The organism is Chelativorans sp. Marseille-P2723 (assembly GCF_902809845.1).
Taxonomy (GTDB): domain Bacteria; phylum Pseudomonadota; class Alphaproteobacteria; order Rhizobiales; family Rhizobiaceae; genus Chelativorans.
Genome location: NZ_CADDWI010000013.1, coordinates 1096251 through 1120541, shown reverse-complemented (window position 1 = coordinate 1120541; position 24291 = coordinate 1096251). Strand labels below are relative to the sequence as shown.

Here is a 24291-nt window from a genome sequence, read left to right as displayed (position 1 = left end):
TAAGATGCTGCCTTTCCGCAGGCGTGCCGGCAGACCCCTCCGCCGACCCATCCCCCGCGAATAGAATCAGATTACCACGACCTTGGCACCGACGGGAACCCGTTCGTAAAGGTCTATAACATCTTCGTTGCGCATCCGGATACACCCCGACGACACCGCCTGCCCAATGGTCCATGGCGCATTGGTGCCGTGGATACGGTAGAGCGTCGAGCCAAGGTAAAGGGCACGGGCGCCAAGCGGGTTTGCCGGCCCTCCCTTCATGTGGAGAGGAAGAATGCGACCCTTCTTCCTCTCGCGCTCGATCATCTCGGCCGGCGGACGCCAGTCCGGCCATTCGCGCTTTTGGGAGATCGTTTGCGTGCCCTTCCAGCTAAAGCCTTCCTTGCCCACGCCCACGCCGTAGCGCCTCGCCTTGCCGCCCGGCATTACCAGGTAGAGAAAGCGCGAATTGCTATCGACGACGATCGTGCCCGGAGCATGAGATCCGTCATAGCTCACTTCCTGTGGTAGGAATTTAGGGTCGATCGAATAGTGGCCGGATGGCGCCGCTGCACGCGGCACGGTCGAAACGGTGCGTATGTGCCGCGGGTCCTGCGCACGACGTAAGTCATGCCTTCCGGGGGCGGCCTGCTGCCGCTGCACCGGCCGATCATGGCGGGGCATCGCTTGCGCTTGTCCCCTGGATGCACGGGGCGCAACGCCCGCGGGCGCCTGCCGCAGCTGCAGTACCCACGGGGCTGCAAGGTCAGGACTCACCAAGACGGGCGGCGGCTCCACAACGCGGTTCTGCGCCTGCGCCGCACCGGAAAGGATGAGAGTTGCTATCGCGCCCGAAACGACTGGTATTATCTTCATCGCAGTTGCCTTCCCACCAGATACGCCTACTGACGCATCGAGACAGGATGCTGCATCAAGGCCGCAACCGAATGGTGAATCCGTCCTCGTAGAATGCGATACTTTCGGTAAACCGGCGAATGTGGTTACCGTCCGGTGCAGAAGACTGGTGAACGGCTTCTTAACGCCAACAAAAGAAGCGGGTGGTGGAATGAGCGAGCAGAATTCTGGCCTTATCGAGGGGGTCGACGGCAAGAAGCGCTGCCACTGGCATGGCAACTTCCCCGATTATCAGGCCTATCACGATCATGAGTGGGGCCGCCCCGTTGCCTGCGACCGGCGCCTGTTTGAAAAGCTATGCCTGGAAGGCTTCCAGTCTGGGCTGTCCTGGCTCACGATCCTGCGCAAGAGGGATAATTTCCGCGAGGCCTTTGAAGATTTCGATTTCGAGCGCGTGGCCCGCTTCACGGAACAGGACGTCGAGCGTCTCCTCGGCAATGCCGGCATCATCCGCCACGCCGGAAAGATCCGCTCCACCATCAACAATGCACGCAGAGCCATCGAACTGGCGGAAACGGAAGGTTCTCTCGCAGCCTATTTCTGGCGGCGCGAGCCGGGTCCGCAGGAACGACCAACCACAATCGACTATGAGACCCTCTCCCGATTGGGCCATACCGAATTCTCGACCCGGCTCTCCAGGGATCTGAAAAAGCGCGGCTGGACCTTTGTCGGCCCGACTACCGTTTATGCATTCATGCAGGCTATGGGGCTTGTGAACGATCACATCGAAGGCTGCGTGATCCGGCAGGAGGTGGAGGAGGAACGGCAGCGCTTCAAGCGCCCCTCGTGACGCTTGCGAAACTATCCTTCCGGTGGCACCGGCATGGCAAGCTTCCTTTCGCGGAAGACGATATAGAGGCCTGCTGCCATGATGATGAAAATTCCGGTCGCGGCAAATGCGTTTGGCAGCTCGCTGAAGACGATCCAGCCCAGGAGCGTTGCGAACGGAATTTCCAGATACTGGATTGGAGCCACCGTTGCCGAGGGCGCAAAACGCAATGACCACGTCATAAGCAGATGCGCGAATGTGCCCAGAAGGCCGATCCCGGCAAGAAGAAGCGCCTCCTTGCGATCCGGCATCACGAGGGTCAGGTCCGGGTAATCTGCTTTGGGAGCGAGCATGAGCAAGAGAAGAAGTCCCACTGTGGCAAGAAAACCGCTCGTGCCCTGCAAGACGAGCGCGTCCACCTCCTGCGCGATCTGCCTCGTCACCAGCATGTAAAGTGCGATGAAAAATGCGACTAGGACCGGCAGCAGTGCGGGCGCGCCCACCTCTGCAAAGCTCGGCTGGATGACGAGCAGCGTTCCTGCGAAACCTACCGCGCAGGCAGCAATCCTGCGCGGCCCAACCTCCTCGTTCAGAACTATGCGGCCGAGCATGAGCAGGATGAACGGCATCACGAAGGCTATGGCGATCGCCTCCGCCAGCGGCAGGAACCGCAGCGAGGCGAACATGCCGCCGACTGCGATCACCTGAAAGGCGGTGCGCGCCACTGTCAGCCATGCGACGCGCGGAGTGAAACCAGCCCAGCCCCCTCCTCGCGACAGACCGGGCACCAGAAGCACCGCCTGCGTGCCAAACCGCACAAGGAGCAGTTGAAGAAGAGGGATTGTCTGTCCCAGAACTTTGGCGATGGCATCGCTCAGCGGAATGACCGCGCAGAAGCCGAGCATAAGCAACACGCCAAGCAAGGGCTGGTCGGAAGCGGCCAATGGTCGATCAGTCAACAGGTCCCCCACTGCTTGACTCTGCTGGGTGTCCTGACTATCTAAATTTTGTTAGCACTCTCATCGGTCGAGTGCCAGCCACGCTCCACCTGCCAGGTGGAGAAGAAGACCATTTCATCAGCCGAATCAAGGGTTCAGGACATGGCAAATACGAATTTTCGCCCGCTTCATGACCGCGTGGTCGTCCGCCGGGTCGAATCCGAGGAGAAAACGGCCGGGGGCATTATCATTCCCGATACCGCAAAAGAGAAGCCGCAGGAAGGCGAGATCATTGCAGTTGGCAACGGCGCACGCGACGAAAGCGGCAAGCTCGTTCCGCTCGATGTGAAGCCGGGCGACCGTGTATTGTTTGGCAAGTGGTCAGGCACGGAAGTCAAGCTCGATGGCGAAGACCTCCTCATCATGAAGGAGTCCGACATCATGGGCGTGATTGGCTGAACAGGCGCCCTTTCCTTTCAATCTGAAGCGGGCTCCTTGTCGAGCCCAGGAGACAAGTGAACATGGCTGCAAAAGATGTAAAATTTTCCCGTGACGCGCGTGAGCGCATGCTTAAGGGCGTCGACATCCTTGCCAACGCAGTGAAGGTGACTCTCGGCCCGAAAGGCCGCAACGTCGTCCTCGACAAGTCCTTCGGCGCCCCCCGCATCACCAAGGACGGTGTGACAGTCGCCAAGGAGATCGAGCTTGAGGACAAGTTCGAGAACATGGGCGCCCAGCTTGTGCGCGAAGTGGCGTCAAAGACCAACGACACTGCCGGTGACGGCACCACCACTGCCACCGTTCTTGCCCAAGCCATTGTGCAGGAAGGCACCAAGGCTGTTGCCGCCGGCATGAACCCGATGGATCTGAAGCGCGGCGTCGATCTCGCGGTTGCCGACGTGGTCGAGTACCTCAACAAGGCTACGACGAAAATCAAGACGTCCGAAGAGGTTGCCCAGGTTGGCACCATTTCCGCCAATGGCGAAAAGGAAATCGGCGAGATGATCGCCGGCGCCATGCAGAAGGTGGGCAATGAGGGCGTGATCACCGTCGAGGAAGCCAAGACTGCAGAGACCGAGCTCGAGGTGGTCGAGGGCATGCAGTTCGACCGCGGCTATCTCTCCCCCTACTTCATCACCAATCCGGAGAAGATGGTTGCCGAGCTTGAGGACGCCTACATCCTTCTCCACGAGAAGAAGCTTTCCAACCTTCAGGCCATGCTGCCTGTGCTGGAAGCCGTCGTTCAGTCGAGCCGTCCGCTTCTCATCATTGCTGAGGATGTCGAGGGCGAGGCGCTAGCAACGCTCGTCGTCAACAAGCTGCGCGGCGGCCTCAAGATCGCTGCCGTAAAGGCTCCGGGCTTCGGCGACCGTCGCAAGGCCATGCTGGAAGACATTGCAATCCTGACCGGTGGCCAGGTGATCTCCGAGGACCTCGGCATCAAGCTCGAGAATGTCACCCTCGATATGCTGGGCCGCGCCAAGCGCGTTTCCATCGCCAAGGAGACCACGACCATCGTTGACGGTGCGGGCGAGAAGGCGGAGATCGAAGGCCGTGTTGCCCAGATCAAGCAGCAGATCGAGGAGACCACCTCCGATTACGATCGTGAGAAGCTGCAGGAGCGTCTTGCCAAGTTGGCGGGCGGTGTCGCAGTGATCCGCGTCGGCGGTGCGACCGAGGTTGAGGTGAAGGAGCGCAAAGATCGGGTCGATGATGCGCTGAACGCCACCCGCGCTGCGGTCGAGGAAGGAATCGTTCCGGGCGGCGGCACAGCTCTGCTGCGCGCTTCCAAGGCGATCACCGCCAAGGGCGAGAATCCGGACCAGGATTCCGGCATCAATATCATTCGCCGCGCCATCCAGGCCCCTTGCCGTCAGATCGCCGAAAACGCCGGTGCGGAAGCATCCATCGTTGCGGGCAAGATTCTCGAAAACGATTCGCCGACCTTCGGTTACAACGCTCAGACCGATGAGTTTGGCGACATGATCGCCATGGGCGTCGTCGACCCGATGAAGGTCGTCCGCACGGCCCTTCAGGATGCGGCTTCGGTTGCCGGCCTGCTGATCACCACCGAGGCCATGATCGCCGAGCTCCCGAAGAAGGAAGCTCCGATGCCTGCAATGCCGGGTGGTGGCATGGGTGGCATGGACTTCTAACAAGTCCACCGCTTTTACGATACGCGAAGGGGCGGCAGAAATGCCGCCCTTTTTGTTTCTCTCCTGAGACGTACGCCTTCGCGACGTTCGTCTTTTTTGGCGGAAACGAAAAATGTTTGCGCGATCGAGTTCCGCGCGGGAAAATCAAGGCCTTAACGCCTGATCCTTTATCCGATTAGTGTATGGCGTCTTCGGAGAAGGTAGCGCCTGTGCAGGATTTTCTTTTGTTCGGAGCCGTCGGCTTCGCGGCCCAGATCATCGACGGCGCATTGGGTATGGCCTACGGGGTGGTGAGCGCAACGGTTCTTCTGAGTTTTGGCGTTCCGCCGGCTCATGCCTCGGCCTCCGTTCACGCGGCTGAACTTTTCACAACCGCGGCGTCCGGCTCGGCGCATCTTTATCATCGCAACATCGACTGGCACCTCTTCGCAAGACTTGCTCCATTCGGGATCATCGGCGGCTGCTTCGGTGCGTATGTGCTTACTTCCTTTGAGGGCGATGTGATAAAACCTTTCGTGACCACCTATCTGGCGCTCATCGGCTGCTGGCTCATCTTCCGTTCGTTCCGCAAAATCCCGTCCAATCCAGTACCTACCAAGGTGGTCGCGCCCCTAGGAGCGGTGGGGGGCTTTCTGGATGCGGCCGGCGGCGGCGGATGGGGCTCAATAGTAACCACGGGTTTGTTGGGAGCGGGAGCCCCGCCGCGCTATGTCATCGGTACCGTGAACGCCAGCGAATTCCTGGTGGCCACCGCAGTATCCTTGAGTTTTCTGGTCGCACTGGTGACTGGACATTGGCAGGCCGGAGGCTCCTACATGGACCACGCTGCTGCGGTCGCCGGACTGGTGTCTGGCGGAGTCATTGCCGCACCCTTTGCCGGCTGGATCATCAAATCGGTCAAGGAGCGTCTGCTGCTGCGTGCGATCGGCTGTCTTATCGTTCTTTTGGCCACATGGCAGACGGTCCAGATCCTCGGACTGGCGTAAGGCTTCTGCGTCCTTTCGACTTTAATCGATCCAATAGAGCCGAGAGGTCCCTAAGGGGTTTGCAAAAGAGAAACCGCTGGCGCATATGGCTTCAGGACTGATGGGGAGCAATATCGCATGACGAACACCCGCACCGAAACCGATACATTTGGACCGATCGAAGTACCGGCTGACCGCTACTGGGGCGCACAGACACAACGCTCGCTCGGCAATTTCAAGATCGGGACTGAGAAAATGCCGGTGCCGCTGATCCGTGCATTCGGTATTGTGAAGCTGGCAGCCGCCGAAGTGAACATGAAGCTTGGGAAGCTTGATGAAGGTCTTGGCGAGGCTATCGTGGCAGCCGCGCGCGAAGTGGTGGACGGCAAGCTTGACGAACACTTCCCGCTCTCGGTGTGGCAGACCGGATCTGGTACACAGACAAACATGAACACCAATGAAGTGATCTCCAACCGCGCCATCGAGATGCTGGGCGGGGCGATGGGCTCGAAGAAGCCGGTTCACCCCAACGATCACGTCAATATGGGGCAGTCATCCAACGACTCCTTCCCAACCGCAATGCACGTCGCCACCGCGCGCGAGACCCATGCCGAACTATTGCCGGCGCTGGATCATCTGACTGCAGCGCTGGAGGAAAAGGAACGTGCCTTCGGCGGCATCATCAAGATCGGCCGCACCCACACGCAGGACGCCACTCCGCTCACGCTCGGACAGGAGTTTTCCGGATATGTTGCGGCGTTGAAGCTTGGCCGCGCCCGCATTGAAACGGCGCTCGGAGATGTCTTTGCGCTGGCGCAGGGCGGCACCGCTGTGGGCACCGGCCTTAACGCTCCCAAGGGTTTCGACAAAGCCTTTGCAGAGCGCGTGGCCGCAACAACCGGCCTTCCCTTTCGCACGGCGGACAACAAGTTCGAAGCGCTGGCCAGCCATGGCGCGCTCGCCACATTCCACGGCACGCTCAACTCCCTTGCTTCGGATCTTTTCAAGATTGCCAACGACATACGCTTTCTGGGCTCCGGCCCACGCTCCGGGCTTGGCGAACTGAAGCTGCCGGAAAACGAACCGGGCTCCTCGATCATGCCGGGTAAGGTCAACCCGACCCAGGCGGAGGCGCTTACCATGGTGGCCACGCAGATCATGGGCAATCAGACGACTGTAACCGTGGCGGCCAGCCAGGGCCATTTCGAGCTCAACGTCTTCAAGCCCGTCATTGCCAATGCCGTGCTTCAGTCCTTGCGCCTGCTTACCGATTCTATGCGCTCCTTCGCCGATAATTGCGTGAAGGGAATTGAGGCGGATGAAGTAAGGATTGCCGATCTCATGCAGCGCTCGCTGATGCTCGTCACCGCGCTTGCGCCTGCCATAGGTTATGACAATGCTGCCATGATTGCCAAGAACGCTCATCGTAATGGCACCACATTGCGGCAGGAAGCGCTGAGAAGCGGGCTCATTACCGAGGAAGAATACGACCGTTTGGTGCGACCGGAAAACATGATTGCACCAAGCTAGGCTGGCGTTTGCATCGGGGGACCGGAAATACCGCTTCCCGCTGACGCTCCGCTCGCGCAAAGGCTAGATGCATTCCGGCACCCGCCCTTCACGAAAGGGTGACGGCAACGTTGAAAGGTCTCAAAACGCTGTGAGATGGGGCATCAAGCTTCTCCTTGCCCCCCGTTCGGGGCGAATTTCATGTAAGCTGGCCACGTTCAGGGCAAACTGCTGATGATCCTGATCGGGCACGATGCCGGCGATGATGGGCAGTGAGAGAGACTGGAAATACATTGCGCGGCGCTTCACGCCGCTGGCACTACTCCTTCTTTTTGTTGCGGCGATCTATACGGCGGGCCTGCATAAGCATCTTACCTTCTCGGCGCTGACCGAAAGCAAGTCGGCGCTTGACTCCCTTGTAGAGGCGCATCCGGTTCTTGCGCCCGTGGCATTCCTCCTTTTCTACGCTATTGCAGTGGCCGCGAGCTTTCCTGCAGCGTCCCTTCTGACGGTCTTTGGTGGTTTCCTGTTCGGCTGGATATTCGGCGGAGCTCTTGTGCTGATCGCTGCAACGGCAGGCTCGACCGTGCTGTTTCTTGCGGCGCGGACAGCCTGTGGAGACTTGCTGCAAAGGCGTTTAGGCGGACGGACAGCAAGCCTGGCAAGTGGCTTCCGAGACGGCGCGTTCGGCTACCTCCTGGTGCTTCGGCTCGCTCCAGTCGTACCCTTCTGGATGGTCAACATTGTCGCCGCACTCGTCAATGTGCGGATCGGGACATTCATCGCCGCCACTGCTCTCGGCATCATTCCCGGCACCTTCGCCTATGCCTATCTCGGCTGTGGGCTGGAGAGCGCCCTGGTTGCGGCCGAAGCCGCGGATCAGAGCCTTAGGCTGCGCGACCTCGTGACGTCCGAGGTCAAGCTGGCCTTTGCCGCGCTAGCGCTGGTAGCCGTCCTCGCGCTCGCATTAAGGAGAGTGCGTGGGGCGAGCTGACAGGACAGGACCGATGCGGGGCGGTGGGCCGTGATTACCCTCCGGCCGGACATTTGCGTTATTGGCGGCGGGTCGGGCGGGCTGACCATAGCCGCCGCGGCGGCGGCATTCGGCGTCCCCGTCGTGCTGATTGAACGCGCGAAGATGGGTGGCGACTGCCTGAACTATGGATGCATACCATCAAAATCCCTGCTCGCATCAGCAGGCACGGCGCACCGGCTAGCACAAGGCTTCCAGTTCGGAATTCACAGCCCAGATAATGCAAGAATCGATTTTTCGCAGGCGATAGAGCATGTCGAGGGCGTGATTGCTGCCATCGCTCCCAAAGACTCCGTTGGGCGCTTTTCCGCTCTCGGGGTTACTGTGCTGAAATGCGAAGCTCGCTTCAAGGACGCGAGCACTGTGGTGGCGGGGGATCACCAGATCCGCGCGCGCCGATATGTCATCGCGACGGGCTCGTCTCCCGCCATTCCGCCGATCGCAGGGCTTGAAGAGGTGCCCTACCTCACAAACAAGACCGTTTTTGCGCTCAAGGAGCGCCCCGGTCATCTGATCGTCATTGGCGCTGGGCCGGTTGGCCTTGAGCTTGCGCAGGCGCATTGCAGGCTGGGTGCACGCGTCACCGTTGTGGAGGCTGCCAGCGCGCTCGGTGGTCATGATAGGGAACTTGTCGCCCTCGCTCTGGAGAGGCTGCGCGCGGAAGGGATAAAGATCATCGAGCATGCCACAGTGCAGCGTGTGGAACGATGCATGGAGTCAGGCATCCGGGTGCATTTCAGAACCGAGGATTCCGCGCACGTTCTTGAAGGCACTCACCTGCTGCTTGCAGCCGGGCGCAAGCCGAACGTCGAGGCGCTGGGGTTGGACAAGGCGGGCATTGCCTGCGATCCCGCTGGCATTCGGGTATCCCCCATGCTGCGCACCACCAACCGCCGGGTCTATGCCATCGGCGATGTGGCGGGCGGATTGCAGTTCACCCATGTTGCCAGCCACCATGCGGCTCTCGTCCTGCGCGCGATCCTCTTCCGGCTGCCATTCAGGATGATGAGCCGGCATGTGCCACGCGTCGTTTATACCGATCCTGAAATCGCCGAGATCGGGCTTTCGGAGGCCGAAGCTCGCAGTTCGGAAAGGCATGTCACGATCGTCCGCTCTGCCTTTTCCGAAAACGACCGCGCGCAGACCGAGCGTGAGACGGCAGGACTGATCAAACTGGTTCTTGGCAGGCGCGGACGGATTCTGGGCGTTTCCATTGCGGGCCGCGGAGCAGCCGAAATGATGCATTTCTGGTCGCTCGTTCTTTACAAGCGGATGTCGATCCGTGACGTCGCCGGCTATGTGGCCCCCTACCCCACCTTTGGCGAGATCGGCAAACGGGCGGCACTTGCAAGCCTCGCGCCAGCGGCCAAGAATCCGACGCTGCGTAGACTGATCGGCTTTCTGCGTCTATTCGGATAAACAACCGGAAAGCGGTACGAGCGCAGATCGACCGGCAGGGACGGGTAATGTCTGAGGACCGGCAGCAGAACACTGAGGCTGAAGCGCGGGGCATCGAGCGCGCGGTGCCCCTGACGCGGGGCCTTTCGACGAAGCTCCTGCTTCTGACCATACTGTTCGTGATGGCTGCGGAAATTCTGATCTTCATCCCCTCCGTAGCCAATTTCAGCCTGCAATGGATGGAGCAGCGTCTGCGCACGTCGGCTGTGGTCAGCACTGTCCTGCTGTCAGGAGATCCCGACAGCCTCAGCCGCGAAGCAAGCAACGACATCCTCATTACAACAGGCGTGAGCGCCATTGCGGTGCGGGACGGCGGGACCTCGCGCCTGCTTGTAGTCTCCTGGGTTCCGCCGTCGGTGGACATGCACACCGACCTCGACAATATCGGCCCGCTGGAGGCGGTGGTTCAGGCGTTCGACACGCTCTTTTTCGGCGGCGAGAGGATGCTGCGCATTTTCGGCAGCGTGGGAGAAAGCACGAACCAGTACGAGATCATTTTGCCTGACCAAGGTTTGCGCTCGGCTCTACTGTCCTATGCCCGCAATGTGGCATTCCTTTCCCTCATCATCTCGCTCTTCACCGCGACCCTCGTCTTCTATGCCATCAACCGCATCATGATCCGCCCCATCCGGGCCATGACCCGGTCCATGCTCGCCTTTGGGGAAGCACCGGATGATCCCGAGCGAATCATTGTCCCCGAGGCGCGGGACGATGAGATCGGCATCGCCGAGCGTGAGCTTGCAGAGATGCAGCGGACGCTTTACCGCACGCTTGGGGAGCGCAAGCGTTTGGCGGATCTCGGTCTTGCAGTTTCCAAGATCAACCACGACATGCGCAACATGCTCTCTTCCGCCCAGCTCATCTCGGACCGGCTGGTGCGCAGCGAGGACCCAACCGTCCAGTCGCTAGCGCCGAAGCTCGTACGTACGCTGGATCGCGCCGTCTTCTACACACAAGGTGTTCTTGCCTATGGCCGCGCCCAGGAAGCGCCACCCCAGCGCCGGCGGCTTCTTCTGGCCCAGCTTGTCAGCGAGGTTCAGGCGACACTTGCCATCGATCCTGCGAGCCGGATCGAGTTCGTCAATGAGGTGGACCCGCTGCTGGAAATCAGCGCGGATGCCGAGCAGCTCTTCCGCGTCCTTTCCAATCTGTGCCGCAACTCCGTCCAGGCCATGACCAGCGAAACCGGCGCGGCGCTAGTGCGTAGGCTCACCGTGTCGGCTCATCGCGAGGGCGCGAAAGTGCATATTCTTGTGATAGACACCGGTCCTGGCTTGCCCGAACGGGCCCGGCACAATCTTTTTACCGCTTTCCGAGGCTCCGCCAGAAGCGGCGGCACCGGCCTTGGCCTTGCCATCGCCCACGAACTCGTGCGCGCACATGGCGGCACGCTTCATCTGGAAGAAAGCGGCAGCGGCCATACGGTCTTCAGGATCACCATACCGGACAAGGCGGGGCGGGACCGGCAAGTCGCCAAGGCCGGGCCGAGGGCTCAAGCAGCAAAATAACCCTCAAGCAGCAAAATAACCCAAGGCGGAGTCGCGAAGCGCGACCGGGCGACGCCTCGGCAACGCACCGATGAGAAATCTCATATCGGCGCTTGCTTTTGCCTTTTTCAGTCGCTAGTTAAGCCACGTTCGGTCATGGGTTGATTTCCACGACCATGCCGGTCACGGCATCCGCGCCCGTAGCTCAGCTGGATAGAGCACCAGACTACGAATCTGGGGGTCAGAGGTTCGAATCCTTTCGGGCGCGCCATAAATTTCAATAGCTTAGACGACACGCACCGTTGCAAAATTTGCTTCTGCAACGGTTTTTGCAACGGTTTTGGATAATCGGATACACTGGCGAGCGGCTGCGCAGCATGGCGTACGATGCTGAAATTCATCGCTGTTGAGTCTTCGAGCTAACCATGCGTTCTCAAGACGCATGCCGTTCGCCAGGGAGCTCTCTGCGGTGTAGATCGGCGCTCTCCCCAACATCTGTGACGCGATGGGTTGAGTGCAGCGTTTTCCGTACAAAAGCACGACAGCGGCTCATTCCCCAACCCCATTCCCCACGACTGATCGTATCCGTCCGCCTACGGATGGGCCGTCACTGTCATGGAGGAAAGTACCGTGAAACTGTTAGGAAGTATAATCGCAGGCGCAGGCTTGGCCTTTGCGCTTGTTGCTCTACCGGCGTCGGCTCATGAGGCCCCGACCTCACTTGAAGGCTTGCCGCTACTGGCAGATGTCGCCCCTGATGCCGTCCAGATCAGCCCGCATGTGCCGAATATGGGAGCGCACTGGGCACGCACCGACGATCTACCCACGGGGCCAATCTATTGCGAAATTGAAGGCCACGTCGTTTGTGTAGAGTATATGTTCACGATGGAGGACTTCGAAGCCGGGACCGATTGGACATCATTGACCCCTGGTATCGAGACCCCGCCCATCAGCCACATCGATGTTGAGTTCATGCCTGAGGGCATCGAGCCGAACCCGGTACCACTTTATCAGCTTCATATCTACTTTGCGGGCACGCAAGTGCTCGATCAGCACTGATAGGTAGGCCGGCATCCAGCAAAACTACGATGCACGGGCTGCGCAGGAGCATGCCCTTCCTGCCTGCGCAGCCGACCGGGTGAGTGGAGGCCATGAAAGAACCCTCACGTACAGTTGCCGTCACAGCGCTGGTCGGTGTCTTTGTTGTCCTTGGAACAGGCATCCTTTGCGATCTCGCAGCCCGCTTGCTGCCGGCCCATGCGGAGCAAGCTACCATCCTTGGCCGCGATACGCATCAGACCATTTTGCCAGATCTGGCGACACGAACACGCACATTTGCTACGGTCCACCGGATCATCCTCGCCGGCGACGATGGAATCCCGTTTACCATCGATGCACCGAAGGCGCTCCATGATCGGGCCATGCCGGGCCTGATGATGGAGGGAATGTCGGTGAACATCCGCCGTTCGGTTCTCTTCGGCAAGCCGGTGGAACTCGAAATCACGGAACGTCCGCTGGTCGATCTTGGTGATTTTCCGGCGCTCGGCCGACTACTTGACACCACCGGAAATGAAACTCCAGCACGGGCATCGGCCTATGACTTACGTCTGCCATATCTTCTTAGTGTCGGGGGGCTCGCAATGCTCGGGCTCATGGCATGGGTAGTGATCCGGCTGCCGCGCAAGGAACAGTTCGTTTGGCCGATCTTTGGTGGCGGAATGGCGGTGTCGGCCGCGCTCGGCACATGGTGGTGGGCGGCCTGAACCGGCTCATCAGTCACGATAACGGTCACAGCTCTGATCAAACTTCAATTCCGCGATCACCTCGGCAATCTGGGTGCGCAGCCAGATATGCTCGGGGTGGCTGTCGAGACGCGGGTGCCAGTGCATTCCGATTTCCTGTACCCCAAGGTCGATCGGCGGTTTCAGCACGATGAGATCAAGCCGAGCCGCGACCGCTTCGGCAAACTGGCAAGGTATGAGCGCTGCTATATCTCCGGTATGTGCGGCAATCGCCACAGCATGAAAATGGGGAAGCGTCAGCGAGACGCGCAAATTCTGCCCCCGCCTGCCCATTCCTTCCAGTACGCAACCGCTTTCCCCGCCATCCTGGGAGTAGACGGAAAAGCTCAGCGCATCGAACACGTCGCGGGGCAGTGTATCTCCCGAGGACAACGATGTCCTCTCAAGCGCCGGGTGTCCCTTGCGCATGGCGATGACGAAGACAGAGCGGAACAGGGGCTGGCTGGAAAGGTCGGAAGGAGCGTAAGCCTCCTCCTCAAACGCCAGGTCTGCAAATCCGCTCTGCAATAGCTCCAGAGTGTCGCCCCTTGCGTTGTCGAGGAAGCCCAATTCGACACCGGGTGTTATCCTGGCGAGCCGCGCCGACAATGACGGCATGAACAGCACCGAGAAAAAATCCGCGCCGAGCATGCGGAATCGTCGGTTCATTGCGGAGGGCTCGAAGGGAAGACGCGGGATCAATCCCTGTTCGAGGGTCGCCATGGCCGACTGCACATAGGTGCCGATCTGGAGCGCCTTTGCCGTCGGCTGCATCTGCCTCCCGTGGCGCAAGAACAGCGGATCGTCCAATAGCGTTCTCAGCCGCGCCAGAGCGGAACTCACCGCTGGTTGGCTAAGACCGATCCGCTGTCCCGCCGCAGTCACGCTGCGTTCCTTGAGCAGTGCGTCGAAGACGCGCATGAGGTTGAGATCCAGAGCATTGAAATTCATGCCGTGGATAGTTGCCATATATTCATTTGATTTCAAGATGGAGATATTATCGGTTACGCTTCCCGGTATTGTACTGAAAGGGGATGGGCGTTGGACAGCGAGGCGCTTGAGGTTGTGGGCAGCCTCTATGCAGCCGCAACCGGCGAGGAAGGCTGGAACGATTTTCTTTGCCGGCTGGCGGATTTCTGTGGCGCGGAAAACGCCGCGCTGGTTCGTGCCGACCAGCTTGTCAGGCATTCTTCCGTGCTGGCCCCGCGCGCAGACCCCTCCATCATCGCCGCCTATAATGAGCAGTGGTGGGCCGAGGACCCGACTTCCATGGCGACAGCCACCGCGCCGGTCGGCCGGATCACGAGCCTTGACGATACCGGCCGTGACCTCTTTCACAAGAGTACATTCCATAACGAATTCTGGCGGTATTCAGGTCTTGGCGCGGAGCGGCTGGCAGTCAATCTCAGCCTCGGCCGAGAGCGTTTCGCCAGTTGCGTGTTGCAGACCTCCGTCGCACGGGACGAAGTCGGTGTAGAAGGCCGGAAACGGTTTTCGCATCTGACGCCCCATCTTGTTCGTGCCGTAGCCATTCACGGACGGCTGCACCGGCTGGCGATGGAAAACACGGTGTTCGCGACATTCAGGGGCAAGCTGCGGAAGGGATTGATCGTCGTCGATTCCGCCATGCGTGTTCTGTTTGCTGATGAAGCCGGTGAGGCTCTTTTGGCGCGTAGCACTGGCCTGCGTATCCGCAATTTTGTCTTCAGCCTCGGCAACCGCAGGGCCGACGGATTGTTGCAACGCGCTGTTGCCGCATGTGCTGGCAATCGCCACGATCTGCCAGCCATCCGCGGCATTGAATGGAACAGAGGTGGCAGATTCCGCCCGCTATCGATTGAAGTACTGCCTTGGGCATCCGAAATCCCCGCGCTTGACTTCGCTGCCACGCGCCCGGCAGCGATCCTGCTCTTCCATGACCGGCAGGCCGAAACCATTGAGGCAGTGGCGACGACTCAAACAAGGACGGATGCAGTCCCTATGCCCTCGCCGGGTAACGGCCGAACGCGTGCGGAACTGTTCGCTGCAATCACCGCGGATATTACCGCCAATCTCGATGATTGCGGCATCTCGCTTGCCTGGCTGGCCGGACGCCACGGTATGACCCCGCGCCGTATCCGCGATCTCTTCTATGCGGAGAACACGAACTTCACCGATTATCTTCTCAATGCAAGGCTCGACTGTGCGCGGGACATGCTGACCGATGCCGCTCTTGCGCATGTCAATGTCGCCACCATCGCGCTCGATTGCGGTTTTGGAGATATTTCATGGTTCCATCACGCCTTCCGCCGACGTTTTCACAAAACGCCCACCGATATGCGCAGGCAGGGCAAGGACACCGAACGATGAGCGGAAAACCAATAGTCTATCATATCCCCGTCTGTCCGTTTTCGCAGCGGCTCGAAATCCTGCTCGCACTCAAGGGGCTGACGGACGAGGTTGAGTTTCACAAGGTCGACATCACCCAACCGCGCCCCCAATGGTTGCTGGACCTGACGCGCGGCACAACGGCGCTGCCCATCCTTCTCACCCCCGAGGGGCAGGTCATCAAGGAAAGCCTCGTTATCCTGCAATATCTCGAACAGATATTCGCCGACACGCCCGTCGCCCGCAGCGATCCTTACGAACGGGCGGTCGAAAGCATGATGACCGCCATGGAAGGATCGTTCACCGTTACCGGCTACACCTTTGTCATGAACCGCGACCCGGACCGCTGCGAGCAGTTCGAGGCGGACATGCTCGGACACTATCAGAAGCTGAACGACTTTCTGGTGCAGCACAGCCCGTCCGGCACATTCCTGTTCGATCATTTCGGGTGGGCAGAGACCGTGTTCACGCCGCTGTTCATGCGTTTCTGGTTCCTCGACTATTATGAAGGGTTCGACCTGCCTGACGACGGTCGCTATGCGCGGGTGCGCAAGTGGCGCGATGCGTGTCTCGCCCATCCGGCCGCGCAGCAGGTTTCCCGTGAGGAGATCGTCAAGCTCTATTACGACTATGCGCTCGGGGCCGGAAACGGCGCGCTCGTTCCCAATCGGGAGGTATCGAGCTTTGTTTTCGATCCTCACTGGCAAAGCCGGCCCTGGCCGCCGAAAGCGAAATACGACGTATCCGCCTCGGATCGGGAACTGGGCCTGCTTGTCTGAAGCATGAGTCCGGCCGGGCATCGCCTGCCTGCCACCAGGATCGAAGAACGGTTTGCTTTGGGCTCTGGCCCCAACCGCTCTCCCCAAGATATTTGCATTGCACTCGGCTCTACTGCCCCGGTCGCTGGCGGCGTGAACCGCCGGCCTCGATAGCCGGAGGAACGAAAATGCCGTATCGAGTTCTGGGCGAAGGCGCGTTCGAGTGGATCGGCGCGTGGTACAAGACCATTCTCTCGAGCGAGGACACCGAAGGAGATATTTCGGTCGTCGATTGCGTGTCGCCGCCGGGCTTCGGGCCGCCGCGTCATATTCATCATAGCCAGGATGAAACCTTTGTCATCCTGACGGGCCGGATCGAGTTCTGGCTCGAGGGTGCGCGCTTCATGCGCGGTCCGGGCGAGACAGCATATATCCCCAAGGGGCGCGAACATACGTTTCGCATCGCGGGCGAGGAATGGTCGCGCCACTTCGTTACGGCCACACCTGGCGGCCTCGATGCCTTTTTCGAGGAAATGGGCCGACAGGGGCTGGGACTGCCTCACGACATGGAGCGGATTGTCGAAAGCGCTCGCCGTCACGCGCTCGAATTTACCGGGCCACCGCTGGAAGACGAATAGTCGAGGATCATCGCGCCGCGAGCGCGTGGCGATGGATGCAAATCATGAATCTATAAAGGGGGAATATCAATGCCTACACTGGCACAGCTTTATTTCAAGACGGCAATCGTTTTTCTTGTCATCGGTATCGCGGCAGGGATTCATATGTCGATTTCGGGCGATCACAGCGTCACCGGCGCGCACGCACACATCAATTTACTCGGCTGGGTGACGATGGCGCTGTTCGGCGCCTATCTGGCATTTGCGCCGGAAAAGGCGCGTTCCCGCCTCGCGCGAATCCAGTATGGCGTCTACACGCTCGGCGTCGCGGTCATGATGCCTTCGCTCTATTTTCTGCTCAAGGGTAATCCTGCGCTCGAACCGTTGGTGGCGATCTCCTCTCTCGTCGTGTTCGCCGGCGTCCTGCTATTCGCTGTTGTGATCTTTTCCAACAAGCCAGCGCAAGCAGGTGAGGCCGCTACCATGGCAACTGAGTGACGGCGCTCGGCCCGCACAGCCGTATCACATCGAACTGAGGGTGCCGCGCCGAGCGGCACTTTTCCTCTTTCGGCTTATTCCCCAACCGCCTCCCCCACGACCGCCCGTCAAGGTGGCGTTAGCCTGTTACCGCATCATAGCCACAAAGCCTTTGCTGCTTTTGCGGGGAGAGATCATGGCAACGCAAAAAACAACGACAGTCTCGTGGTTCGACCGGCTGAAAAGCTCGATCGCTGGAATAGGCGTCGGCATCGTCCTAGTCATAGGGATAACGATCGGCTTGTTCTGGAACGAGGGCCGCGCGGTACAAACGCAGCGTTCGCTCGACGAGGGCGCGGGTCTCGTCGTATCCCTGGCGCCTGACGCCCTCGATCCGGCCTATGAAGGTCAACTCATTCATGTGACGGGTCCGATCACCGCCGATCAGCCGGTATCGGATGACCAGTTCGGAGTGACCGTCGAGGGCGTAAGGCTGGTGCGGTCCGTGGAGATGTTCCAATGGATTGAAACGTCAAAGACCGAGACCCAGCAGAATCTTGGTGGAAGCGAAACGCGCGTGACCACCTATAGCTACGGGCTGGACTGGTCCGACCGCCACCACGACTCGTCTCGGTTCGAGGACGCGGCGGAACATCGGACGAATCCTGCAATGATCTATGAGCGCAGGAGCTTCAGCCTGGATAGCGCTGAACTCGGCGCTTTTTCGCTTGGCCGCACCGTCCTTGATCGGGTTGGCGGTGCCCAGCCCTTCCCGATCGCCGCCGAGCAAATCGAGACACTGCGCGATGCGTTGGGTGACGACAGTGATGTCCGCGTGGTCGATGGTGCGATCTATTTGGGCCCAAATCCCATCCGGCCGCAGGTCGGGGATTATCGCATCCGCTATGAACTCGTCCCGCTCGGCACGATCAGTGTCATCGGGCAGCAGCGGGGTGATGGATTGGCAGCCTATGGCACACAGGCCGGGGATTCCTTGTTGATCGTGGAGGCAGGTAACCGCTCCGCACAGGAGATGTTCGATTCGGCCGCCAGCAGCAACAGCGTCCTCACCTGGGTTTTGCGCGCCGGTGGCATTGTTCTCCTCATTGCCGGATTCTCCCTGATGCTGGGGCCGATCTCGGTCGTAGCGAGCGTCATTCCCTTTCTGGGCAGCATCGTTGGCATGGGCACCGGGCTGGTCGCCGCCGTCGCGGGCATTGCGCTCGGCACGCTGACCATCGGTTCGGCCTGGCTGTTCTACCGGCCGTTGACCGCCGTGCTGATTTTCGCCACCGGGGCCGCATTGATCGTGGCCATCAGGATGCTGGCCAGGCGCATGAAGCAGTCGCCCGTCGAGGACGCGGCGGCGACGTAACGAGACAGGAGGAAACCTATTATGAAAAAGCTCATCCTTGCCGCGGGACTATTCGCTCTGTCATTTGCCGCGCCGGTGTTCGCCCAGACCGATGAGGAAGCCATTGCGAGGCTGAACGAACTCGGGATGGAGTTCCGCAACGCACCGTTCGATGCGGAGGCGCTCGCGCAGATACAGTCATTGCGAATACCGCGAGAGGCCCTGGAGGATTTCACCGATGATGACCTGCGGCATTTGACGAGGATGCCCCGTCTCGGGCACCTGGAAATCTCCAGCAGCAATGCGCTTACGCCGGAAGGGTTTGAGGTGTTGGCGGAAATCGAGAACCTCTGGAGCCTGAATTTTCGCAACGCCAATTTGACCGAGGCCCATATTGCCGCTCTATCTGGTATTGAAGGGCTACGACGGCTCGACCTCGCGCTCAACAGAAACATAGGCGACGACGCCCTTGTAGATATCGCGACTCACGAAACCCTCAGATCGCTCACGCTCGATAGTACAGCGATAACCGATGATGGCATTGCCGTCGTGGCGGGACACCCCGCACTGGAGCAACTCAGCCTCATTCAAACCGGGATAACTGATGCCGCCTTCGAGCCGCTGGGCACCATCGCAACGCTCAAGACACTGGCCTTGTCGAATACCGCCGTGACCGGCAGCGGCTTCACGCACCTGACGGGCCTTTCCAATCTCGAAGAGATTTCGGCGCGCCGAACAGGGATCAACGATGACAGCGTTGCGACCCTGTCCGGTATTCCGTCGCTGAAGCGGTTGTTCATCTGGAGCACGAACGTAACGGATGCGGCAATGCCCGATCTCGCCAGCCTACCCAATCTGGACGTGCTTTATTTGGATGAGAACGATATTTCCGATGCCGGCCTTGCGGCCCTTGCAGGTCACGCAACGCTACGCACTTTGTGGCTCTCCGATACCGGCGTCACCGACGCGGGACTCGAAGTGCTGGTGGATCTGCCCCTCGAAGCGGTCTTCCTCAACAAGACCAGCATTTCTGATGCCGGCCTGCTGGTGCTGGCCGCGATTCCAACGCTGCGCAATATCAACGCGCGTGACAGCCAGATAACCGAGGCCGGGATCGAGGCCGCGATGGCTATCGAGGGTCGCAACGACAGATTGCAAATTCGCAACTAACCTAACCTGGCGCCGGCCGGAGGGGCAATGTCGTGCCTCTCCTTGCCGGTGTCCGCTCCGACGAACGGGCATGGCATGCGCGATCTTGCCGAACGCTTTCTATATACGCCGCACTGGGACGCCTTCAACGCAATTGCAGTCATGGCCGGGCTGAGCAGTATTGTCGTGCTGATGTTCGGCATTGCACGAAGCCCGAAGGAAAAGGTGATGATGTGGGCAGGGCTTGCGCTACTTTTCTTCGCCGTCGCCTTTTCCATGGTGTTCGAGGAAATTCTGCCCATCCTGCCTTCGTTGCCCGAGCACAGGCGCATCCCTTATGTCCTCAGCTTTTCTGGCTTCATTGTGTTTCTCGTCCTGTTCATCTGCGGCGGCCGACGCTTGGTGAGTGATGTTCTGACGGCCTTCCCCAACCTGTTCCGGCGCAAGACTGGCGAGGGGAGAGGCGGAGGAGACACGACGCTGTTCACGGCCATGCGACCCGGTGCAACATGGCTCGGCATGAGCGTCATTGTCTTACTTGCGTCGGTCGTCGCCTATCACGGACCGGACGTGACACTGGGCTGGGCAGGCTGGAGGCAACATTAGCCATGTCTTCTCGCCCCTGTCTCAGAGAATCGTGAGCATCCCAATGAGGTGGATATTCATATTTGCTGTAACAGCCCTGGCTCACGCAACGCCGTCCTACGCTTCCGATGCTTGTGAGGAGGCCACGGACACGGCAACGATGCTGGCCTGCATCAACAGGGATCTGAGCGTTGCCGATGACCAATTGAACGCGCTTTATGGCGCGCTTCTCGGCAAGGTGAGGCATTGGGACCGGGCAGACGACGCCGAGGTCGGATTTGAAATCCGGCTGCGCCAGTCACAGCGTGCGTGGGTTTCCTTTCGGGATGCGGAATGTGCGTTTCGCGGTTCCGTGATGGAAGGGGGCAGCGCGCAGCCGCTGATCGAGAATGGCTGCCGTGTCGCCTTGACCAAGGAGCGCAATGTGCATCTGAAGGAACTTCTCGATATGTTCTGAAGGCTGGTGGATGAAATTATCCCATCGTTGACCTTGAAGGCGCCATCCGGCTCTTTCCCCAACCGGATTCCCCACGACTTCCCCGGCAAGGGCGGCCTACCAGTTCATCAACTGGATCAAACCGTTTTGGGGAATCGTATGGGCAAGAACGAAAAATCATGCCAGCAGAATACCAAGCGCCTTGGACTGCGCCACGCTCTGCTTGCGAGTACAGCCCTATTTCTGATGGGTTCGCCCGCTCTCGGCCAGGTCGAGTGGGAGGGCGACGTTGACGGTCGCTGGACTGAGAGTGGCAACTGGAGCAGCGGTAGCGTGCCGACGGATGCCGATGAGGTCATCATCGATGCTCCAGTACCGGTTGGGCTTTTCGTTACCGTGATAAATGGCGAAGTCGGAGAAGCGGACACCCTGACGGTTGGTAACAATAACGCAGGCTATATTGGCCTCCTAGATGGAGGAAAGCTCGAAATAGCAGAACGGTTGCTGCTCGGTTCTGCCCTCAATTCGTCTGGCGCTGTGGCCGTCGCTGACGATGCCGAACTCGTCGTTGGTGCTGACATCATGCTAGGGCCACAAGGTAATGGCACTCTCATCATCACTGGGGGCGGTGCCGTCCATGCCGATAGCATCAATATCGGCAATGGGAGCAACAGCGAAAGCCTAGCCCAGGTTCAGAACGGCACGATAGAGCTTACGTCAGGCATCGTGGTCGGCGGATTTGGCCAAGGTGAACTCCGTATCGAAGAAGACGGCTATGTAAAAAATACTAATGCACGTATCGGCTTTGTCGGCTCAGCGTCATCCGGCCTTGTTATTGTCGATGGGGGCGAATGGGAGAACACCTCTTGGCTGGCGGTCGGGCACGCCGCGCAAGGCAGGCTCGAGGTCCTAAACGGGGGTACCGTAACGAGCGTTGGTGAATCCAGCATCGGAAATCTCGACGGATCATCCGGCACGGTCCTTGTTTCGGGTAACGGCTCGTCATGGACGAATGACGGTGTCGTGTGGATCGGCCGCGAGGGAACGGGCAGCTTGGCCATCGAGGATGGCGGGCGCGTCGAGAGCGGCGATGCCGTGGTTGGCGGCCTACCTGCGCCGGACAGGAGCCAAGTAACCGTTAATGGCGCAACCTGGGACATGAGCAGTCTCTACGCCGGCCTCGCCACGATCGAGGTGCGCAACGGTGCCATCGTGACCAATGACGGATTCGCGAGGCTCGGCAATGGTGGGGGACGGCATACCGAACTCACAATCTCCAGCAGTGAATGGACGACCGCGGGAAGGTTCGAAGTCGGTTGGCAAAGTTCGGCAGATGTTTCGGTTGTCGATGGTGGCACGCTCGAAACCGGAGAGACGGTTCTCGGCGATTTCGGTGTCCAAGGACGACTGACGATTACTGGGCCAGATTCCACCTGGACGGCCAATGGGGATGTCGTTGTCGGCAACCAGGGCGAAGGAACGCTGACGATCTCCAACGGAGCAGAGGTTCTAGCAGGTGGTAACGTCATACACCTTGCCCATGACAATGGCAGCGAAGGCATGCTCAATATCGGCGCGGCGGCAGGCGAGGTTGAGCAAGTTGCAGGGTTCCTCACTGCCGATAGCATCATCTTCGTCGATGGAGACGGCACGCTCGTTTTCAATCACACCGGCACGGAAGCGGATGGCTACACTTTCGATACGACTCTGGAGTCCACCGCATCGGGCAACCATGCCATCGAGCATCTGGCAGGCATCACGAACTACACGGGAGACGGCTCGGATTTCACCGGCACGACCACGCTTTCCGCCGGCACGCTTTACGTGAACAATGCTCTGGGCGGCCTCGTCGATGTCAACGGCGGCGTTCTCGGCGGCATCGGCACATTAGGCGATGTGACGATCAACTCTGGCGGCACTATCGCACCCGGTAATTCGATCGGCACACTGCATGTCGGCAGTATCCTCTTTCATCCTGGTTCGATCTACGATGTAGAAATAATCGGCGGCGGTAATACGGCTGGCATCCATAATGACCTGATCGCTGTCACGGGGACCGCAACACTTGATGGCGGTACGGTCAATGTCATCGCGCTCGACGCCGAAACGAGCTACCAGGACGGGCAGGACTATACGATCCTGACTGCCGGAAGCGTTTCAGGCGAGTTCGATGATGTGGTCACCACGTCGGCGTTTATTACACCAACTCTTGCTCACAATGCCGACAACGTGGTGTTGACCATTGTGTTAGGTGATCCGGGTGATCCAGGCGATCCGGGTGATCCGGGCGATCCGGGCGATCCCGGCGACCCAGGTGGTCCGAGTGACCCAGGCGACCCCGGTGATCCGACTACCGGATTGTTCACTACCGTGGCGCAAACCCACAACCAGTTTCAGGCGGCGACGGGACTTGATGGGCTCGACCAGACCTCTGGCTCGGACGCGCTGGCGGTGTACAACCAGATACTGATGCTTTCCGAGGAAGAAGCCCGCCAGGCCTTCGATCTCACCTCCGGCGAGATCCACGCCTCCGGCCAGCACGTGATCGACCAGACCTTCGGGTTGTTCACCCGCACGCTGCGACAGCAAGGTTCGGCCGGGGTCGGCGCGCTCGGCAGCACCAGCGTGATGACCGCACCACTGGCCTATGGCACGGTATCGCGGCCCGCCGGCGTCGGCGCCATCGACGATGCAACCGCCAGCTATCCCGATAGCCGAGTGGCCAATGCCTGGCTCGCGCCGCTCGGCGGACGCGGCAGTATCGCCGGTGACGGCAATGCCGCCACGCTCGATTGGTGGAGCGCCGGTATCGCCGGTGGCTATGAAGGCCAGATCGATATGGGCACGGGCAATGCCTTCGCCGGCTTCGGACTGGGCTATATCCGCAGCCACGGCTCGATCGATGCGCGGCTCTCCAGCTTCGATGCCGATGGCTTCCATATCGGTACCTATGGTGCATGGGAAGATGGGCCGTGGAAACTCGCCGGTTCGCTCGCCTATGCGGCCAACCGCATCTCGACGGGGCGCCGCATTGTCTTTGGAGGGCTCCACCGCACGGCCGAGGCCGACTACTGGAACCACACCATCGGCTTCTCCGGTGAAGCGGCCTACGGTATCGACATGGGCGGCGGCACAATGCTTCTGCCGCTCTTTACCCTTGATGCCGGGTGGTCGGGCCATGGAGGGTTCACCGAGACGGGAGCCGACGCGCTCAACCTGACGGGCGCGCCGGAAAACTGGACCCGCCTCGACACCGGCATCGGTCTTGGCGTCAGTCATGTCGTGATGACCGAGACCGGACGTCTGATACTGGAAGGCCGGGCGGTATGGGAACACGCCTTTGCCGATGTGCTGCCCAGTCAGTCGCTCTCCTTTGCGGGCAGCCCGACCAGCTTCACCGTCAACGGTGCTGCGGCCAACCGTGACCGCCTGCGCCTGGGCGCCGGCCTCGGCTGGGACATCGCACCCGACATGACCTTGCGCGCCAACTACGAAGGTGTCTTCGCGGGCAGTTATGACAGCCATACGGCATCCCTGGGTCTCAACATCAGGTTCTGA

The 24291-nt window shown here is 60.0% G+C and carries 22 protein-coding genes and 1 tRNA gene; 20 read left to right on the top strand and 3 right to left on the bottom strand.

All coding sequences use genetic code 11. The features are described from left to right. Positions 1 to 66: 66 nt before the first annotated feature. A complete protein-coding gene (locus HUS57_RS16630; protein WP_173934982.1) occupies positions 67 to 855 on the bottom strand; it encodes a L,D-transpeptidase in 789 nt (262 codons plus the stop codon). Positions 856 to 1045: 190 nt separating this feature from the next. Here HUS57_RS16630 and HUS57_RS16625 point away from each other — a divergent pair, with 190 nt between their 5' ends. After that, positions 1046 to 1684: a DNA-3-methyladenine glycosylase I gene (locus HUS57_RS16625; protein ID WP_173934981.1), complete on the top strand. Its 639-nt coding sequence runs from the start codon at positions 1046 to 1048 to the stop codon at positions 1682 to 1684. Positions 1685 to 1695: 11 nt separating this feature from the next. Here HUS57_RS16625 and HUS57_RS16620 read toward each other — a convergent pair whose 3' ends face one another. Further along, on the bottom strand, positions 1696 to 2622 hold the full coding sequence (locus HUS57_RS16620; RefSeq protein WP_246727914.1) for a DMT family transporter: 927 nt from the start codon (positions 2620 to 2622) through the stop codon (positions 1696 to 1698). 141 nt (positions 2623 to 2763) lie between these two features. On the opposite strand from HUS57_RS16620, the gene groES reads away from it, so the two are divergent. From groES to HUS57_RS16570, 10 genes are all read left to right on the top strand, one after another. Continuing rightward, positions 2764 to 3060 carry a co-chaperone GroES gene (gene groES, locus HUS57_RS16615; protein WP_173934980.1) on the top strand — a complete coding sequence of 99 codons (297 nt, stop codon included), beginning with the start codon at positions 2764 to 2766 and terminating at the stop codon, positions 3058 to 3060. Positions 3061 to 3122: 62 nt separating this feature from the next. Further along, entirely contained in the window at positions 3123 to 4757 is a 1635-nt protein-coding gene (groL, locus tag HUS57_RS16610; protein ID WP_173934979.1) for a chaperonin GroEL, read from the top strand. A gap of 209 nt (positions 4758 to 4966) precedes the next feature. Then, positions 4967 to 5743, top strand: coding sequence for a sulfite exporter TauE/SafE family protein (locus HUS57_RS16605; protein WP_173934978.1), 777 nt, complete (start codon positions 4967 to 4969; stop codon positions 5741 to 5743). 117 nt (positions 5744 to 5860) lie between these two features. After that, a complete protein-coding gene (fumC, locus tag HUS57_RS16600; protein ID WP_173934977.1) occupies positions 5861 to 7252 on the top strand; it encodes a class II fumarate hydratase in 1392 nt (463 codons plus the stop codon). Positions 7253 to 7493: 241 nt separating this feature from the next. Next, on the top strand, positions 7494 to 8225 hold the full coding sequence (locus HUS57_RS16595; RefSeq protein WP_246727913.1) for a TVP38/TMEM64 family protein: 732 nt from the start codon (positions 7494 to 7496) through the stop codon (positions 8223 to 8225). A 30-nt stretch (positions 8226 to 8255) separates the two neighbouring features. Next, a complete protein-coding gene (locus HUS57_RS16590) occupies positions 8256 to 9683 on the top strand; it encodes an FAD-dependent oxidoreductase (protein ID WP_173934975.1) in 1428 nt (475 codons plus the stop codon). Between the two features lie 47 nt (positions 9684 to 9730). Further along, complete coding sequence (locus tag HUS57_RS16585; protein ID WP_173934974.1) at positions 9731 to 11230, top strand: HAMP domain-containing sensor histidine kinase; 1500 nt, start codon at positions 9731 to 9733, stop codon at positions 11228 to 11230. A 173-nt stretch (positions 11231 to 11403) separates the two neighbouring features. After that, a tRNA-Arg gene (locus HUS57_RS16580) sits at positions 11404 to 11480 on the top strand. 359 nt (positions 11481 to 11839) lie between these two features. Further along, positions 11840 to 12268, top strand: a complete 429-nt coding sequence (locus HUS57_RS16575; RefSeq protein WP_173934973.1) for a hypothetical protein — start codon at positions 11840 to 11842, stop codon at positions 12266 to 12268. Positions 12269 to 12360: 92 nt separating this feature from the next. Then, positions 12361 to 12972: a hypothetical protein gene (locus tag HUS57_RS16570; protein ID WP_173934972.1), complete on the top strand. Its 612-nt coding sequence runs from the start codon at positions 12361 to 12363 to the stop codon at positions 12970 to 12972. A 9-nt stretch (positions 12973 to 12981) separates the two neighbouring features. Here HUS57_RS16570 and HUS57_RS16565 read toward each other — a convergent pair whose 3' ends face one another. Continuing rightward, on the bottom strand, positions 12982 to 13941 hold the full coding sequence (locus tag HUS57_RS16565) for a LysR family transcriptional regulator (RefSeq protein WP_173934971.1): 960 nt from the start codon (positions 13939 to 13941) through the stop codon (positions 12982 to 12984). Between the two features lie 90 nt (positions 13942 to 14031). Here HUS57_RS16565 and HUS57_RS16560 point away from each other — a divergent pair, with 90 nt between their 5' ends. From HUS57_RS16560 to HUS57_RS16520, 9 genes are all read left to right on the top strand, one after another. Then, the gene (locus tag HUS57_RS16560; RefSeq protein WP_173934970.1) at positions 14032 to 15339 is read left to right on the top strand and encodes an AraC family transcriptional regulator; all 1308 of its coding nucleotides are present in this window, start codon (positions 14032 to 14034) and stop codon (positions 15337 to 15339) included. Beyond that, entirely contained in the window at positions 15336 to 16136 is an 801-nt protein-coding gene (locus HUS57_RS16555) for a glutathione S-transferase family protein (protein ID WP_173934969.1), read from the top strand. The genes HUS57_RS16560 and HUS57_RS16555 overlap by 4 nt, the downstream gene beginning before the upstream one ends. 167 nt (positions 16137 to 16303) lie before the next feature. After that, the gene (locus tag HUS57_RS16550) at positions 16304 to 16753 is read left to right on the top strand and encodes a cupin domain-containing protein (RefSeq protein WP_173934968.1); all 450 of its coding nucleotides are present in this window, start codon (positions 16304 to 16306) and stop codon (positions 16751 to 16753) included. A 69-nt stretch (positions 16754 to 16822) separates the two neighbouring features. Beyond that, complete coding sequence (locus tag HUS57_RS16545; protein WP_173934967.1) at positions 16823 to 17230, top strand: hypothetical protein; 408 nt, start codon at positions 16823 to 16825, stop codon at positions 17228 to 17230. A gap of 175 nt (positions 17231 to 17405) precedes the next feature. Further along, complete coding sequence (locus tag HUS57_RS16540; protein ID WP_173934966.1) at positions 17406 to 18584, top strand: TMEM43 family protein; 1179 nt, start codon at positions 17406 to 17408, stop codon at positions 18582 to 18584. Positions 18585 to 18605: 21 nt separating this feature from the next. Next, positions 18606 to 19733 (top strand): hypothetical protein, encoded by a 1128-nt coding sequence (locus HUS57_RS16535; protein ID WP_173934965.1) that lies wholly within the window; start codon positions 18606 to 18608, stop codon positions 19731 to 19733. Positions 19734 to 19760: 27 nt separating this feature from the next. Beyond that, a complete protein-coding gene (locus tag HUS57_RS16530) occupies positions 19761 to 20318 on the top strand; it encodes a hypothetical protein (protein ID WP_173934964.1) in 558 nt (185 codons plus the stop codon). Between the two features lie 43 nt (positions 20319 to 20361). Further along, complete coding sequence (locus HUS57_RS16525) at positions 20362 to 20754, top strand: lysozyme inhibitor LprI family protein (protein WP_173934963.1); 393 nt, start codon at positions 20362 to 20364, stop codon at positions 20752 to 20754. A 138-nt stretch (positions 20755 to 20892) separates the two neighbouring features. Continuing rightward, positions 20893 to 24291, top strand: a complete 3399-nt coding sequence (locus tag HUS57_RS16520; protein WP_173934962.1) for an autotransporter domain-containing protein — start codon at positions 20893 to 20895, stop codon at positions 24289 to 24291.

What these genes read in the sequence shown, in the direction of transcription:
- HUS57_RS16630 (WP_173934982.1), bottom strand. Translation starts at nt 855, where the DNA reads ATGAAGATAATACCAGTCGTTTCGGGCGCGATAGCAACTCTCATCCTT.
- HUS57_RS16625 (WP_173934981.1), top strand. Translation starts at nt 1,046, where the DNA reads ATGAGCGAGCAGAATTCTGGCCTTATCGAGGGGGTCGACGGCAAGAAG.
- groES (WP_173934980.1), top strand. Translation starts at nt 2,764, where the DNA reads ATGGCAAATACGAATTTTCGCCCGCTTCATGACCGCGTGGTCGTCCGC.
- groL (WP_173934979.1), top strand. Translation starts at nt 3,123, where the DNA reads ATGGCTGCAAAAGATGTAAAATTTTCCCGTGACGCGCGTGAGCGCATG.
- fumC (WP_173934977.1), top strand. Translation starts at nt 5,861, where the DNA reads ATGACGAACACCCGCACCGAAACCGATACATTTGGACCGATCGAAGTA.
- HUS57_RS16595 (WP_246727913.1), top strand. Translation starts at nt 7,494, where the DNA reads ATGATGGGCAGTGAGAGAGACTGGAAATACATTGCGCGGCGCTTCACG.
- HUS57_RS16585 (WP_173934974.1), top strand. Translation starts at nt 9,731, where the DNA reads ATGTCTGAGGACCGGCAGCAGAACACTGAGGCTGAAGCGCGGGGCATC.
- HUS57_RS16570 (WP_173934972.1), top strand. Translation starts at nt 12,361, where the DNA reads ATGAAAGAACCCTCACGTACAGTTGCCGTCACAGCGCTGGTCGGTGTC.
- HUS57_RS16565 (WP_173934971.1), bottom strand. Translation starts at nt 13,941, where the DNA reads ATGAATTTCAATGCTCTGGATCTCAACCTCATGCGCGTCTTCGACGCA.
- HUS57_RS16555 (WP_173934969.1), top strand. Translation starts at nt 15,336, where the DNA reads ATGAGCGGAAAACCAATAGTCTATCATATCCCCGTCTGTCCGTTTTCG.
- HUS57_RS16550 (WP_173934968.1), top strand. Translation starts at nt 16,304, where the DNA reads ATGCCGTATCGAGTTCTGGGCGAAGGCGCGTTCGAGTGGATCGGCGCG.
- HUS57_RS16545 (WP_173934967.1), top strand. Translation starts at nt 16,823, where the DNA reads ATGCCTACACTGGCACAGCTTTATTTCAAGACGGCAATCGTTTTTCTT.
- HUS57_RS16540 (WP_173934966.1), top strand. Translation starts at nt 17,406, where the DNA reads ATGGCAACGCAAAAAACAACGACAGTCTCGTGGTTCGACCGGCTGAAA.
- HUS57_RS16535 (WP_173934965.1), top strand. Translation starts at nt 18,606, where the DNA reads ATGAAAAAGCTCATCCTTGCCGCGGGACTATTCGCTCTGTCATTTGCC.
- HUS57_RS16530 (WP_173934964.1), top strand. Translation starts at nt 19,761, where the DNA reads ATGTCGTGCCTCTCCTTGCCGGTGTCCGCTCCGACGAACGGGCATGGC.
- HUS57_RS16525 (WP_173934963.1), top strand. Translation starts at nt 20,362, where the DNA reads ATGAGGTGGATATTCATATTTGCTGTAACAGCCCTGGCTCACGCAACG.
- HUS57_RS16520 (WP_173934962.1), top strand. Translation starts at nt 20,893, where the DNA reads ATGGGCAAGAACGAAAAATCATGCCAGCAGAATACCAAGCGCCTTGGA.